The organism is Pseudomonas silensiensis (assembly GCF_050434865.1).
Classification (GTDB): domain Bacteria; phylum Pseudomonadota; class Gammaproteobacteria; order Pseudomonadales; family Pseudomonadaceae; genus Aquipseudomonas; species Aquipseudomonas fluorescens_W.
Genome location: NZ_JBNDJH010000042.1, coordinates 1 through 14,365 on the forward strand (window position 1 = coordinate 1; position 14,365 = coordinate 14,365).

The 14,365-nt window shown below is 60.5% G+C and carries 12 protein-coding genes; 2 read left to right on the forward strand and 10 right to left on the reverse strand.

The window, feature by feature from the left end; translation table 11 throughout:
- Window positions 1-205 precede the first annotated feature (205 nt).
- From ycaC to QF010_RS33380, 6 genes are all read right to left on the reverse strand, one after another.
- Window positions 206-832, reverse strand: a complete 627-nt coding sequence (ycaC, locus tag QF010_RS33355; RefSeq protein WP_008032694.1) for an isochorismate family cysteine hydrolase YcaC — start codon at window positions 830-832, stop codon at window positions 206-208.
- 67 nt (window positions 833-899) lie between these two features.
- Window positions 900-2,738 (reverse strand): amidohydrolase, encoded by a 1,839-nt coding sequence (locus QF010_RS33360; protein WP_033058873.1) that lies wholly within the window; start codon window positions 2,736-2,738, stop codon window positions 900-902.
- Window positions 2,735-3,328, reverse strand: coding sequence for an antibiotic biosynthesis monooxygenase (locus QF010_RS33365; RefSeq protein ID WP_429534788.1), 594 nt, complete (start codon window positions 3,326-3,328; stop codon window positions 2,735-2,737). Before QF010_RS33365 ends, QF010_RS33360 begins: the two co-directional genes overlap by 4 nt.
- A complete protein-coding gene (locus tag QF010_RS33370) occupies window positions 3,321-3,737 on the reverse strand; it encodes a DoxX family protein (protein ID WP_429534789.1) in 417 nt (138 codons plus the stop codon). The genes QF010_RS33365 and QF010_RS33370 overlap by 8 nt, the downstream gene beginning before the upstream one ends.
- A 551-nt stretch (window positions 3,738-4,288) precedes the next feature.
- Window positions 4,289-5,209 carry a LysR substrate-binding domain-containing protein gene (locus QF010_RS33375; protein WP_429534790.1) on the reverse strand — a complete coding sequence of 307 codons (921 nt, stop codon included), beginning with the start codon at window positions 5,207-5,209 and terminating at the stop codon, window positions 4,289-4,291.
- A 45-nt stretch (window positions 5,210-5,254) separates the two neighbouring features.
- The gene (locus QF010_RS33380) at window positions 5,255-6,241 is read right to left on the reverse strand and encodes an MBL fold metallo-hydrolase (RefSeq protein ID WP_429534802.1); all 987 of its coding nucleotides are present in this window, start codon (window positions 6,239-6,241) and stop codon (window positions 5,255-5,257) included.
- Window positions 6,242-6,449: 208 nt separating this feature from the next.
- On the opposite strand from QF010_RS33380, the gene QF010_RS33385 reads away from it, so the two are divergent.
- Entirely contained in the window at window positions 6,450-6,890 is a 441-nt protein-coding gene (locus QF010_RS33385) for a helix-turn-helix domain-containing protein (RefSeq protein ID WP_033058882.1), read from the forward strand.
- A gap of 220 nt (window positions 6,891-7,110) precedes the next feature.
- Here the strand turns inward: QF010_RS33385 and QF010_RS33390 are convergent, their stop codons facing one another.
- Window positions 7,111-7,935 (reverse strand): alpha/beta fold hydrolase, encoded by an 825-nt coding sequence (locus tag QF010_RS33390; protein ID WP_033058885.1) that lies wholly within the window; start codon window positions 7,933-7,935, stop codon window positions 7,111-7,113.
- A 31-nt stretch (window positions 7,936-7,966) separates the two neighbouring features.
- Window positions 7,967-8,542, reverse strand: coding sequence for a flavodoxin family protein (locus QF010_RS33395; protein ID WP_033058887.1), 576 nt, complete (start codon window positions 8,540-8,542; stop codon window positions 7,967-7,969).
- Window positions 8,543-8,862: 320 nt separating this feature from the next.
- Here QF010_RS33395 and QF010_RS33400 point away from each other — a divergent pair, with 320 nt between their 5' ends.
- The gene (locus QF010_RS33400) at window positions 8,863-11,667 is read left to right on the forward strand and encodes an ATP-binding protein (protein WP_429534791.1); all 2,805 of its coding nucleotides are present in this window, start codon (window positions 8,863-8,865) and stop codon (window positions 11,665-11,667) included.
- Here QF010_RS33400 and QF010_RS33405 read toward each other — a convergent pair.
- The gene (locus QF010_RS33405) at window positions 11,632-13,116 is read right to left on the reverse strand and encodes an ATP-binding protein (RefSeq protein WP_429534792.1); all 1,485 of its coding nucleotides are present in this window, start codon (window positions 13,114-13,116) and stop codon (window positions 11,632-11,634) included. The genes QF010_RS33400 and QF010_RS33405 overlap by 36 nt on opposite strands.
- A gap of 183 nt (window positions 13,117-13,299) precedes the next feature.
- Window positions 13,300-14,250: a GlxA family transcriptional regulator gene (locus QF010_RS33410; RefSeq protein WP_429509243.1), complete on the reverse strand. Its 951-nt coding sequence runs from the start codon at window positions 14,248-14,250 to the stop codon at window positions 13,300-13,302.
- Between the last annotated feature and the right edge of the window lie 115 nt (window positions 14,251-14,365).

A 14,365-nucleotide genomic window follows, 5' to 3' on the forward strand; every position in this document is an offset into this window, starting at 1 on the left:
TTTTTTCTGTGTTCTCTCTTCTGGGCTTGTCCGCCCCCGCCCCCCCGCCCCCCCCCCCCGGCGCCCCCCCCCCCCCCCCCCCCCCCGCCGGCCGGGGGGCCGCCCCCCCCCCCCCCCGCCCCCCCCACAGCTGCTACAAAAAAAGCTTATTCGCCAGACACAAAAATGCCCGCGCAGTCGCGGGCATTTTTACGGATCGCCGGGCTTACTTCGACGTCAGCACCGAGTAGCTGTTCATCAAATTGCGGTAGTTCGGAATGCGCGGCGACAGCAGGTTCGCCAGGCCTTCCATGTCGTTGCGCCAGTCGCCCTGCAGCTCGCAGGCCACCGAGAACCAATTCACCAGTTGAGCACCGGCCGCCGCCATGCGCGCCCAGGCTGCTTGTTGCACGGTTTCGTTGAAAGTACCCGAGGCATCGGTCACCACGAACACTTCAAACCCTTCAGCCAGCGCCGACAGCGTCGGGAACGTCACGCAAACGTCGGTGACGACACCGGCGATGATCAGTTGCTTACGGCCAGTGGCTTTAACGGCTTTGACGAAATCTTCGTTATCCCAGGCGTTGATCTGGCCTGGACGCGGGATATACGGCGCGTCTGGGAATTGCTCTTTCAACTCAGGAACCATCGGGCCGTTCGGGCCGTTTTCGAAGCTGGTCGTGAGGATGGTCGGCAGCTTGAAGAACTTGGCCACATCACCCAGGGCCAGCACGTTGTTCTTGAATTCGTTCGGCGAGAAATCCTGAACCAGCGAGATCAGGCCTGTCTGGTGGTCGACCAACAGGACAACGGCGTCATCTTTGTTCAGGCGTTTGTACGGAACGTTGCTCATGTGAAACTCCTCGGTGGGTAGGTGTTACATACGGCGCCGACGTGACGGGTCGGCGCTTTTTTGATCGTCAGAACGCGAAGCACGAGCAGCCGAACGCGCCCCAGAAACCTGCGAAATCGCTGACCGGCGCATTCGACAACCGCGCCTTTTCATGGCTATGGGAATGCACGCCGCACGGCCCGCTGCAATGGTGAACCTGCGCCTGCATCGGTGAGGTCGGACGCCAGTGCCCCGGCACTTTCACCACCGGCGACCAGTCCGGCAGCACCGGTACGCTGGCCGGCCCGAGTTTTTCGAAGTCACCGGCGGCGTACACCACCTTGCCGCCGACCACGGTCAACACCGACTCGATCCACTTGATCGCTTCTTCGTCGACGCTGAAAAAATCCGCGCTCAAGGCGGCGACGTCAGCCAGTTGGCCGACCTTGATCATGCCTTTCTTGCCCTGCTCGGAAGAGAACCAGGCACTGCCGTGGGTAAACAACTCCAGCGCGGTTTGACGAGACAAGCCCTCGGCATGCAGTTCCAGGCCACCGACCGTGCGACCGCTGACCATCCAGTACAGCGAAGTCCAGGGGTTATAGCTGGACACTCGCGTGGCATCGGTGCCGGCGCCGACCGGCACACCTTCGGCCAGCATGCGTTTGATCGGCGGGGTCGCTTCGGCGGCTTTGGCGCCGTAACGCTCAACGAAATATTCGCCCTGGAATGCCATGCGATCCTGAATCGCGATACCGCCACCCAGCGCCCTCACCCGCTCAATGTTCTGCGGTGTAATGGTTTCGGCATGGTCGAAAAACCACGGCAATCCGTTGAACGGAATGTCGCGATTGACCTTCTCGAACACGTCGAGCATGCGGCTGATGGATTCGTTGTACGTGGCGTGCAAACGGAACGGCCAGCGCTGCTCGACCAAGTGGCGCACCACCGGCTCCAGCTCGTCTTCCATGGTTTGCGGCAAGTCCGGACGCGGCTCAAGGAAATCCTCGAAATCCGCCGCTGAAAACACCAGCATTTCCCCGGCACCGTTGTGCCGCAGGTAATCGTCGCCCTGATGCAGGGTCACGCTGCTGGTCCAGTTTTTGAAATCGGTCAGCTCTTCCTTGGGCTTCTGGGTGAACAGGTTGTAGGCGATGCGAACGGTCAGTTGCTGGTCCTTGGCCAACTGCTCGATCACCTGATAATCGTCCGGATAATTCTGGAAACCGCCGCCGGCATCGATGGCGCTGGTCAGGCCGAGACGGTTGAGCTCGCGCATGAATTGGCGGGTGGAGTTGACCTGATACTCCAGCGGCAACTTCGGCCCCTTCGCCAGGGTCGAGTAGAGGATCATCGCGTTGGGCCGGGCGACCAGCATGCCGGTCGGTTCACCGTTGGCATCGCGCACAATCTCGCCACCCGGCGGGTTCGGCGTGTTGCGGGTGTAACCGGCCACGCGCAACGCGGCACGGTTGAGCAAGGCGCGGTCGTACAAATGCAGGACAAATACCGGTGTATCCGGCGCGGCCTGATTGAGTTCTTCGAGGGTCGGCATGCGCTTTTCAGCGAACTGGAATTCGTTCCAGCCACCGACCACACGCACCCATTGCGGCGTCGGCGTGCGGTCAGCCTGATCCTTGAGCATGCGCAACGCATCCGCCAACGACGGCACGCCTTCCCAGCGCAGTTCGAGGTTGTAGTTGAGGCCTCCACGGATCAGGTGCAAGTGCGAGTCGTTGAGACCGGGAATGACGCAGCGACCCTTGAGATCGATGACCTGTGTGCCCGAACCGCGCAGGGCCATGGCTTGCGCATCGGTGCCGACTGCGACAAAGCGACCATCGCTGATCGCTACAGCGCTGGCGCGTGGGTTTTCACGGTCAACGGTATGAAATTGACCATTGAATAAAATCAGATCGGCGTTCATCGCGTTTCCTTGGGCTGAGTGGAAGAGGACAGCCAGGGCGCGAACAACCGCGTCGCCATCGGCATGAACAGGTACACCACCGAAAGGACGATGGTCAGCGTGATCAGGAATGTCGCGACCACGTAATTGGACAGGAAGGTATTGAGCTGCAGCAGCGGCCCCCAGATCAGCGGCACCAGCAAGGTGTGCGGCAAAATCACCAACAACGTCACCACGGCCTGCTTCCAGCGTGGCGGTGGCGGCGAAGCGGCGTCGGCTTGCGGCGCGAACCAGAATTCGTTGACCGGATTGACCTCGGTCTGGTCGCCGTCAGCGAGCATCGGCGTGGCTTCGTTGACCAGCGCCAGTCGTTGCGGCGAATCGAGCCAGCGCTGCATCGATTCGGTCGAGCAGAAGCGCAGCACGCAGGTGTACAGGTCAAGACCGGCACTCTTGCCGCGAATCACATCGACGCCCAAGTGCCCTTCCTGCTGCCCGGCAATGCTGACAATGTTGCGCAACCAGGCTTCGTAGGGCATTTCAAACCCCGCCTTGACCCTGTGCTTGATGACCAGTGTCACGACCTCTTCGAAACGATTGGATTCAGGCATAACGCAAAACTCCAGGAAAACGGACATTGAGCGCCAGCCGTCCCGGCCCGGCGATAAGTAGGCTGGTGAACAACATCATCAGCAGCCAGCCGAACTGCCCTTCATCGAGGCTCCATTGCGGATGCACAATCAACAGCGCGATCAGCAGCACACACAAAATCGGCAGGCACGCCAAACGCACAAACACCCCGGCGACGATCAGTAACGGACACAGCACCTCGGCGAAAATCGCCAGCATCAGCGTGACGTTCGCACCCAGGTGAAACGGGTCTTCGATGGTTTGCAGTTGAGTGCTGTAGTTAAGCAGCTTCGGTAAACCATGCACCCACAGCAGAAACAAACCACCGCTGACCCGCAAAAAAAACAGCCCGAAATCCTGGGCCCGTTCATCCCATCGCGAAGCGTTCATGGGCTACCTGCACAAAAGAAAAACTACCGGCAGCAATGTGCCGGGACGTTTTTCGATAGTGCCGGTGCAGGGGCGGGAAAAATTGGATGTGTGTGCTCTTTTTGCGTATGAGCCTGGATCCAGATCAAAAAATCGCAGCCTCGTTACACTCGACAGCTCCTACAGGGGATGGGTGTACACCCGCTTCTCACCACTCATCAGGCCGAGCGTTAGCTCGCCTGCAGCTCTTGATCTTGATCCACCCGCCCCTTCGGCAGGCTGAGTGGAGGTGTTCATCCGGGGAGTGGCGCGCAGCGCCGTTCGACGCAGTCGAACACGCTGCATGTAGGTCGTCGCGAAGCAGACCGGAGGGCAGTGTCCCCGGATGGATACCGGAGCGAAGGAACGCCGAGCCTAAGCGAGGGGCCGGACGCTCGGGGCGAGACCTTTGCTTCCTTTGGGGCGTTTGCCAAAGGGAGTCGCCGTAAGGGCGAAACCGCCAGCCGCCGTTACCGCAGGAATGGATATGTACTCGGCCAACAAGAACCTGGTCGGCCCGAAGGCCGCCACGTTCAAGCAGAAATCGGCAAAGGCCTCGACATGAACTCACTGATCCGCAACCGCAACCATCGCTCCGCCGGATCGTTGTCATGCACCCCGCTCCAGGCCATCGAAAGCTGCGCCGCTTCAATCGGAAACGGCGGGTCTTCGGCCCGCAACGCACACCCCTCGACCAACGCGCACGCGGCGTAATCAGGCACGGTAGCGATCATCTCGGTCCCGGCCAGCAACGCCCGCAACCCACTGAACTGCGGAACGCCCAACACCACCCGCCGACTTCGTCCGATCTTCGCGAGATCAAGATCAATGTTGCCGCTCAAATCCCCCGAAAACGACACCATCGCATGGGGTCGTTCACAGTATTCATCCAGCGAAAGCGTCCCCGGCCGTTTGTCACCGCGCAGCACCTTGCATGGAATATCCCGCAACGTCTTGCGCTTGGCGTTGGCCGGCAAATCCGTGGTGTAACTCACCCCCACCGAAATCTCCCCGGACGCCAGCAACGCCGGCATCAGCAAATAATTCGCCCGCCGCACGACCACGAGGATCCCTGGAGCCTCTTCCCGAAGCTGGCTCAACAACGGCGGAAACAAGCCGAACTCGGCGTCGTCCGACAGGCCAATGCGGAACACGTCGCAGCTTGAAGCGGGATCGAATTCTTTAGCTCGGCTCACCGCCCCGGAAATCACATCCATCGCCGGTTGCAGCTCCTTGAGGATCGCCAGTGCCCGCGCCGTCGGCTCCATCCCGCGGCCATTGCGCAACAGCAGCGGATCGTCGAACAGATCCCGCAACCGCCCCAGCGCCGCACTCACCGCCGGCTGCCCCATGAACAGTTTTTCAGCAACACGGGTAAGGTTCTTTTCGAACATCAACGCTTCGAAAATCACTAACAGGTTCATGTCGACGCGGCGCAGATCGTTACGGTTCACAGGCAGATTCCCTCGTGTGTTCAGGCAGGTACCAAGCGCAGGACTTTACTCGATCAGCGGTACGTTGGCCGCACGTTTGTAAGGACCGTACTCCACCGGTATCCATTGGAAATGCTTGCCCTCTGCAGTGATATGGCCGATGCCCGGAAACGGCAAATGCGCCGCCGTTACCCAGACTTTGCTCGCCGCTGCATCGCTGAAAACCTTGGCGCGACTCTTGATCGCCTGCTGACTGTTGACGTCAAAGCCAATCGACACTTCAGGGTGCTCGAACTGCACCGCCAGGTTATGCACCAGATCGCCCATGAACAGAATGCTCTGCCCCTGCGAGGTGAAGCGGTAAGTGGTGCTGCCCGGCGTGTGCCCGGTTTCCAGTTCCGCTTCGACTACACCCGGTACTGGCGACTGACCGGCAGCGAAAGTCTTGAAGCGCCCTGCCGCAACGTATGGCGCGGTCGAGTCCTGGGCAATTTTGAAGTACGGCCTGGCACCCTCGGGCGCCTTGCTGAGGGCCTGGGGATCAAGCCAGTAGTCGGCTTCTGCCTTCGCAGCAAAGACCGTGGCGTTGGCGAAAATCGGTTTCTGTTGGCCATCGACCAGTCCGCAGACATGGTCCAAATGCAGGTGGGTCAACAAAATCGTATCGACCTGCGCAGGCTCATAACCGGCGGCTTTCATATTGTCTGACAGCATCCCGGCTGTAGCACCAATGCACTGGCCGGCGCCGGTATCGACGAGGATCAACTGCTTGCCAGTGTTGATCAGAAAGGCGTTGAACGCGGTTTGTACGCCCGGTGTTTCAATCGAGCGACGGGCCAGCAGCGCGCGGATCTGACTTTGGGTCAGGCCCTTGAGCAGTTTCGGCGACAGATCGTTGTAGCCGTCGAACAACGCCGTCACCTCGTAATCGCCTACCGCCAGGCGGAAATAGCCCGGCGCTTGTGTGCCGACTTGCACCGGCGCCTGAGCCGAGGAAATGCCGGACGCCAGCGCTACCGCGAGCCCCAGCGCGCAAACCAGAGAATGTTTCATGCCTTCATCCTTGTTCGAGTCAGAAAAGCGGCCACGCACAACGCCGCCGTATGACGTCGATTCTGCACGGGACACGCCCATGGAAATTGCAGCCATGTGCTGAGTCACGTGGTTGTTCATCACCGCGCACCAACGAAATTAACAACGTTTAACTCGCCGGCCAGAGCCCTGCGTCCAAGAATGAAGCTCATCGACTTGGATATTGGTCATGGCCCATTCCCAGCAAAATGTCGCTCGCGCGACGACCACTGACCCCCTCAAAAAAACCACCGGCGGCCTGACGCCTTGGCGCGAAAGCCTGGCCAAGCAACTGATCCTCGAACGCCTCGGCGAAACCGTTGAAGTGACGGAACTGGCCCGCGCCTGCGCCCTTTCGCGCAGTCATTTCTCCCGCGCGTTCAAGTGCAGCACAGGGCTCTCGCCGCAAGACTGGATTCGCCACCAGCGCATCGCCCGCGCCAAGCAATTGATCCAGAGCACCGACCTGACGCTGACGCAAATCAGCCTCGAATGCGGTTTCTGCGATCAGGCGCATTTCTGCCACATCTTCACTCGCAATGAAGGCATCACTCCGTTTGCGTGGCGTTGCAAGATTGTGCGCGCCCTGCCCCAACGCCCCGCCTACACCGCTCAACTACACCCGCAATAAAGGCGACACCGCAAGCTTCGTAGCAGCTCTGCGTTCGGCTCTGTAGCAGCTGTCGAGCTTGCGAGGCTGCGTTCGGCTGCGCAGCAGTCGTAAAATCGGCCAACGCAGTGTTTCAGGTAAACCGCGTCATCAGGTTTCACGACGGCTACGCAGCCGAACGCAGCCTCGCTGGGGCTCGACAGCTGCTACAGAGTTTCCATGGCAAAGGATCGAGGGGGGTCTAGTTCTTCAAAAATGCCAACAGATCAGCGTTGAGCTGATCCTTGTGGGTATCCGTCAAGCCATGGGGAGCGCCGGGGTAGATCTTCAACGTAGATCCTTTCACCAGTTTTGCAGAGGCAATGCCCGCCGCTTCGATCGGCACCACCTGGTCAGCATCGCCATGCACCACCAGCGTCGGTATGTCGAACTTCTTCAGGTCTTCGGTGAAGTCGGTTTCGGAGAACGCCTTGATGCAGTCATAAGCGTTCTTGTGGCCGGAGGTCATGCCTTGCATCCAGAACCAGTCGATCATGCCCTGAGATGACTGGGCGTCCGGTTTATTGAAGCCGAAGAACGGACCGCTTGCGAGGTTGATGTAAAGCTGCGAACGGTCGGCCAGGGACGCCTCGCGAATGCCGTCAAACACTTCGATCGGCAGGCCCCCGGGGTTGGCTTCCGTCTTGAGCATCAGCGGCGGCACCGAAGAAATCAGCCCGGCCTTGGCCACGCGCCCGGTGCCATGACGACCAATGTAACGCGCCACTTCGCCGCCGCCGGTGGAGAAGCCGAACAGCACGACGTTTTGCAGATCCAATAACTCGATCAACTGCGCCAGGTCATCGGCGTAGGTGTCCATGTCGTTGCCGGTCCATGGCTGGCTGGAGCGGCCATGACCGCGGCGATCATGGGCGATCACCCGGTAGCCTTTGGAGGCCAGGAAGATCATTTGCGATTCCCAGCTGTCGGCGTTCAACGGCCAGCCGTGGCTGAAGACAATAGGCTGACCGGTGCCCCAGTCCTTGTAATAAATCTCGGTGCCGTCTCGGGTCGTGAATGTACTCATGCGATATCTCCTTAGCGAGTGTTGGGGTGTTTCAAACCGGTGAGTGGCCCATGCGTTCGGCGAGTCGCGCCACCCGCTCGCCGAGGTGCGCGGCGGTGCAGCGATCTTCGGGCGGTGGAGCAAAGTCCGGAGACTGTTCGACGTTCGACTGAGCCATCGCGCCGAGCGAGCTACCCAGGCGATTCATTTGCCCATCGAACACGCCCGTGCTCGAACGCGCCGGCAGCAGGTCGAGGCCGACCCAGATCATTGAATGCTGCGCGGCGAACACTGCCATCTGCAGCAAGGTATTGAGTTTGTCGCCGCACAGGCAGCCGGAATTGGTGAAGCCGGCCGCCAGTTTGTCGCGCCAGGGTTGGGCCAGATAGAACGCCGCAGTGGCTTCCATGAACCCCTTGAAGGGGGCCGAGGCGCTGCCCATGTAGGTCGGCGCGCCGAAGATGATTGCGTCGGCGTTGTGCAAATGGTCCCAGTGCCGGTCCACGTCCTCGACCGAAATCAGCTGGCAGGTACTTCCCAGGTGCCTTTCCACACCTTGGGCCACGGCTTCAGCCATGACGCGGGTGTGCCCATAGCCACTGTGATAGACCACCACCACGTTGCTCATTCCGGCGTCCTCTTGTCGTATCAATCCCTTTACATCGGGAAGGCAGGTGCCTTCGGTAAACTTGAAGGATGAGAGTTTTGGGCGTAGACCAGACGCAGCACGAGTTAAACGTTGTTAATTTTCTTTGGCGCGCCAAAAGCCTCAGCGATACCTTCAAGACCATCGCGCCCAATAAATACGGAACTCATGAACAAGAGCCGAAAACCTGCGGGCCAGGCGGACATTGCAGCGTCATCCGGCCAGCGTATTGCGCTGCCGTAAAAACCTGACGAATATGCTCGGAAACCGCGTACCAGACGGCGGCAAGCAGGAGTGACACGTTGACCCTTCCCCCCGAACAAGCCATCCATTTCGGCCCCTACCGGATCTATCCCGGACAACGTCTGGTCATGGAGGCCGACCAGCCCCTGCGCCTGGGTCGGCGTGCCATGGACATTCTGTTGATCCTTTTGGAACACGCCGGGAAGGTCGTCAGCAAACAAACGCTGATCGCCGGGGTCTGGCCCAAAAGCGTGGTGGAAGACATCAACCTGCGAGTGCACATGGCCGCATTGCGCAAGGCCCTCGGTGACGGCCAGGCCGGCCAGCGTTACATCGTCACCGTGGCGCAGCGCGGGTACAGCTTTGTGGCGCCTTATTCGCTGGAGCACATCGAGCACCTTCCAGGAAGCGAAGCGCCCGCGCCGAGCGGTCACAACCTTCCCGTTCGTCGAACCCGCATGATCGGCCGCCAGTCCCTCGTCGATAACCTGATGGTCCAGCTGTCACGCCAGCGTTTTATTACCCTGGTCGGCCCCGGCGGGATCGGCAAGACCACCGTGGCCCTGCGTGTCGCCGAACAACTGATCGGGCGCTACCGGGATGGCATTCGTCTGCTGGACCTGGCGCCGATCAACGATCCGTCGGTGATCACCGCTCACCTGGCGACATTGCTCGGGCTGTCCTTGCACGACGCCGAGCCGATGAGCGGCCTCGCCGCGTTCCTGCGCGACCGGCAGATGCTGCTGGTGATCGACAACTGCGAACACCTGGTCGACGCCATCGCATTGCTGAGCGAGAGCATCTTGCGCGCCGCGCCAGAGGTGCACATTCTGGCCACCAGCCGTGAGAGCCTGCGAGCCGAAGGTGAATGTGTTCAGCGCCTGGAGTCGCTGGACTGCCCTCCCCCCATTGCCGTACCGGACCGCGCTCAGGCCCTTACATTTTCCGCCCTGCAGTTGTTCGTTGAACGCGCGATGGCCAGCAATGACAGCTTCGAACTGACCGATGACGAGTTGCCGCTGGCGATTGAAATCTGCCGGCGCCTGGACGGTATTCCACTGGCGATCGAATTAGCGGCCGCGCAAGTCAGCGGCCTCGGATTAAGCGGATTGCTGACCCAACTCCAAGGCAGTTTTCGCCTGCTCACCCAGGGTTGTCAGACCACGTTGGGCCGACACCAAACCCTGCGTGCTACGCTGGACTGGAGCTTCGAACTGCTGAGTGCCTGCGAACAAACCTGTCTGCGCCGACTGGGTGTGTTCAGAGGCGGCTTCACCCTGGAATCGGCGGCGGCGGTGATCGTCGGCGAACACATCGAACCGCAGGCAGTGTTTGGCTCGATCACGCAACTGGTGGCCAAATCGCTGCTGAACGTGGAAGTGGGTGACGAAGAGGTGTTCTACCGATTGCTCGACACCACCCGCAGCTATGCCCTGGAAAAACTCGACCAGGCCGCCGACCTGCCCGGTACCCGCAAACGTCACGCCGAGCGCTGCCTGGCGTTGATGAATCAAGCCCAGCACGAGTGGGAGCTGATTCCGACAAGCACGTGGATCGAGCGTTACGCCCGCAGTCTGGAGGACATTCGTTCGGCCCTCGACTGGGGCTTGAACGGACAAGGGCCGCAGGCGTTGGCGATCCGCCTGACGGCAGCTTCCACGCCGCTGTGGCAGGAACTGTCACTGCTCAAGGAGCACGGTATGTACGTGCGTAGGGCGCTGGCACTGCTCGATGCAACGTCCGATCCTTGCCCGCAGCTGAAAATAGCCCTGCATCTCGCCCTCGGCAGTTCTTGCTATCACACTCAGGTCGGCACGGCAGAAACCGTCGAGGCGTTCGTCAGCGCCAGAATCCTGGCCAAACATTGCAACGATTTGGCCGGTCAGTTGCGTGCGGTGTCCGGGCACATGGCGGTCAATCTCTGTTGCGCCGATTATCAAATGGCCCTGGAACAGAGCCGGCAATTCGATCGGTTGGGGCTGCATGGCGATGCGGTGTTGTCCCTCAGCACGCATCGCTTGCGGGTGCTGGCGTTGCACTTTGCCGGGGACCAGCAGCAGGCGCGGATGAATGCAGAACAGGTCCTTCAGCGCATGGCCCAGAGCGGCCACCTCAACCGCTTCACCTACGGTTTTGGCGTGCACTACGATCAGAGTGTCGCCGCCCTGACGATTCTGGCGCGCATCCTCTGGTTGCAGGGGCACCCGGAACAAGCCTGGCGCACCGCCCGGCAAGCGCTGGACATTGCGATCCAGATCAACCACGGCACGTCCATCTGCTACACCCTGGCGCTGGCCGGCTGCCCGATCGCTCACTACAACGGCGATACCCGTACCGCTCGTGAACTCTTGCGCCTGTTGCTGGAACAAGCACAGAAACACTCGGTGCTGCTGTTCTACACCTGGGCCCGGCACTATGCGCAGGTGATCGACGGCGCCGAGGCGCACTTGCCGCTTCAGCCAGGCGTGGGGCTGATCAAGGACATCATGGTCACGCTGGATTGCGGTTTCGTCGATGACGCCCTGTTGCAACGGGCCGACACCGGTACGGCCGGCTGGAGCACGGCGGAAGTTCTGCGGGCCCGGGCTAATGCGCTGCTGGCCGAGGATTGCCCACTGAAAACCGAAGCGGCCGAGGCCGTGCTGATCAGAGCATTGAACGTGGCGAAACTTCAGGGCGCCCTGGCTTGGGAACTGCGAAGCGCCACCTCGCTGGCGCAACTTTGGCAGCGTCAGGGCTTGTATCAGCAAGCCCATGAGCTGCTGGCGCCGATCTACAACCGGTTCACCGAGGGATTCGCCACGCCGGACCTGAGCAAAGTCCGGCGGTTACTCGATGAGCTCCATGGGCAATTGCCCACCTGAGACCCATTGCCCCCGGCTGATGTATTGCGAGTAGCGCCTTTCGAACACACGCAGGTGGCCGCTGTGTTCGAGCTTCTCCTGCGCATACGCACGCGTCGTGTTGAGAAAGCGATAACGGTGTATGCCGTTAACCTGCCCCTTCGAGAGCAACGATTTGGCCACAAGGCGTTCCACCAGCGGCGCCAGTTGCTCGGGTTTGAGCATCGCGCAACTGCTCACGCCCATAGCTGCCTCGAAGGTAAAGGACATCTTGAACACCGACAGACGCTGCAACACAGTCTGTTCCAGCAGGCTCAACCGCTCATAGCTCCAGTCCAGCGCCGCCTTGAGGGTTTGATGCCGAGGCACAGCGGTGCGCCGGCCCAGGGTCAGCAACTGAAAACAGTTGTCCAGTTGCGCTTGCAAGCCCACCAACGCCAGTGCATCGATCTGCGCCGCCGCCAGTTCGATCGCCAGTGGCAGACCGTCGAGACGCCGGCAGATTTTACGGACTACCTTGAGGTCTTGCTCGCGCAGGACAAACCCTTGCTGGCGGGCCCGGGCACGGCTGACGAACAACTGCACCGCCGAATAGCCCATGGCTTCGGCGACGCTATTCAACGCCGACACCGGCGGCACTGCCAGGGATGGCAGATGCTGGACCGTTTCCCCCTGCGCCTGCAACGGTTCACGGCTGGTCACCAGAATGGACAGCCGAGGCGCCGACCTCAGTAAATCTTCCACCAGGATTCGGCAGCGTTCGCGCAGGTGTTCGCAGTTGTCGAGCACCAGCAACGCGTGCCGGTTTGCCAGCACGTCCAGCGTGGTGCCGATCTCCAGCTCGAGACCCTGGATCAGATGATCGACCACTCGCGCGGGGTCTTCGATCGTCGCGAAATCAACCAGCCACGCGCCATCTTCATAGTGCTGCAACAGCAGTTCGGCGACACGCAACGCCACGGTGGTCTTGCCGACGCCGCCGGGGCCAACCAGCGTCATGAGACGCCGAACCGGCAACTGCCGGACGAGACTGCCGACCATCGAATCCCGGCCGGTCACCGGCGTGAGTCGTGCAGGCAGGTTGTGCTGATGTTTTTGAATGGTCTCGATCAAGACCTGAGTGCCCGCGGACGCTGGCTGCACCGGGGCGATAAAGCTATAACCGCATTGGGGAATGTTGACGATGTAGCGCTGACCATTCTGCCCGTCGCCAAGCGCCCGACGCAGGGCCGCAATGTGCACGCGCAGGTTGATTTCCTCGACCACCGAAGTCGGCCAGACGTGAGCAATCAGTTCGTCTTTGCTGACCACGTTGCCAGCGCGCTCGACCAGCACCTGGAGGATATCCAGTGCCCGACCGCCCATGCGCAGCGGTCGATCACCGTCAAGGATCAACCGTTGCCGCAGGTGGAATGCATAGGGGCCGAATCGCAGCACCGCATCGCTGTTTAAATCTCTGAGGCTGTTCATGCACATTCACGTGCTGAAACCTGGCCCGGCTCACAGTGCAGCAACATCCCTTGCACCCGCCTTCCAGGCTCCCGCACCTCCATTGCAAAGCGTTCAAGATATCTTGGCAGGCATCAGTGACCGTTCAACGGCCATGATGGGAGCGTCACAGCCATCACGGTGCGCACAACGGACAAGAGCGCTCTAGCTGAACTGTTCGCGGTATTGGGTCGGCGTCAAACCAAGCTTTTCACTGAACAGAAAACGCATGTGCCGCACGCTGCCGAAGCCACTTTTGAACGCCACTGTCTTGAGCGGCAAGTCGCTGGTTTCCAGCAGACTCCTGGCGCTGTCGATACGTGCACTTTGCAGAAATTCCATCGGCGTTATGTTCACTTCCCGAGCAAACATCCGGGCGAAGTGCCGCGCACTCATGTTCGCCAGGCTGGCCATGCGGTCGATGCTGAATGCTTCATCGAGGTGTTCGAGCACATAGTTCTGCACGCGAGTGATCGGCGTTTCCTGCGGTGCGACAGAGGCCATCAACGGGCTGAACTGCGCCTGCCCACCCTGGCGCTTCATGACCACCAGCAATACCTTGGCCACGTCCTGGGCGACTTTCTTGCCATGGTCTTCGGCGACCACCGACAGTGCAAGGTCGATGCCGGCAGTGACGCCGCCGGAGGTGATGAGGTTGCGGTCCTGCACGTAAATCTGATCGGTCTCGACGGTGGCCTTGGGGAAGCCTTTGATCAGTCGTTCGGTGTAATGCCAGTGGGTGGTCACGCGATAACCGTCCAGCAAACCGGCATGCCCCAGCACAAATGCGCCGGTGCAGATCGAGCCGTATCGTTCGGCGCGACCGACCGCGGCTTTGAGCCAACACAACAACGGTGGATGTTTTTCGTTGTAGGCACCCGGACCGCCCGGCACCAGCAACAGGTCAAACGCCCGATCTGCCTGGTCGATGTGCAAATCGGCCTGGACGTTGACGCCGTTGGAGGCGCGCAGTGCGCCATGTTCGGTGCCGATGGTCGACAGTTCGTAACGATCATCCGCTGCCAGATATCGATTGGCGATGGAAAACACTTCCATCGGGCCTGCCATGTCCAGCAGGAGAAAGTCCGGGAACAACACCATAGCCACGGTTTTCATGGTTCAAATCACTGAAGTCAAAAGAAAGTCCATCTGCCAAACACCAATCCCACAGGGGTTTGGTGTTCAGCAGATAAGAGATGCCGTGCATTATGGCCAAATGTGGCGTACGCAC

Excerpts from the sequence above, each read along its gene's own strand:
- QF010_RS33365 (WP_429534788.1), bottom strand. The coding sequence starts at position 3,328 with ATGCCTGAATCCAATCGTTTCGAAGAGGTCGTGACACTGGTCATCAAG.
- ycaC (WP_008032694.1), bottom strand. The coding sequence starts at position 832 with ATGAGCAACGTTCCGTACAAACGCCTGAACAAAGATGACGCCGTTGTC.
- QF010_RS33390 (WP_033058885.1), bottom strand. The coding sequence starts at position 7,935 with ATGAGTACATTCACGACCCGAGACGGCACCGAGATTTATTACAAGGAC.
- QF010_RS33385 (WP_033058882.1), top strand. The coding sequence starts at position 6,450 with ATGGCCCATTCCCAGCAAAATGTCGCTCGCGCGACGACCACTGACCCC.
- QF010_RS33370 (WP_429534789.1), bottom strand. The coding sequence starts at position 3,737 with ATGAACGCTTCGCGATGGGATGAACGGGCCCAGGATTTCGGGCTGTTT.
- QF010_RS33380 (WP_429534802.1), bottom strand. The coding sequence starts at position 6,241 with ATGAAACATTCTCTGGTTTGCGCGCTGGGGCTCGCGGTAGCGCTGGCG.
- QF010_RS33410 (WP_429509243.1), bottom strand. The coding sequence starts at position 14,250 with ATGAAAACCGTGGCTATGGTGTTGTTCCCGGACTTTCTCCTGCTGGAC.
- QF010_RS33405 (WP_429534792.1), bottom strand. The coding sequence starts at position 13,116 with ATGAACAGCCTCAGAGATTTAAACAGCGATGCGGTGCTGCGATTCGGC.
- QF010_RS33360 (WP_033058873.1), bottom strand. The coding sequence starts at position 2,738 with ATGAACGCCGATCTGATTTTATTCAATGGTCAATTTCATACCGTTGAC.
- QF010_RS33395 (WP_033058887.1), bottom strand. The coding sequence starts at position 8,542 with ATGAGCAACGTGGTGGTGGTCTATCACAGTGGCTATGGGCACACCCGC.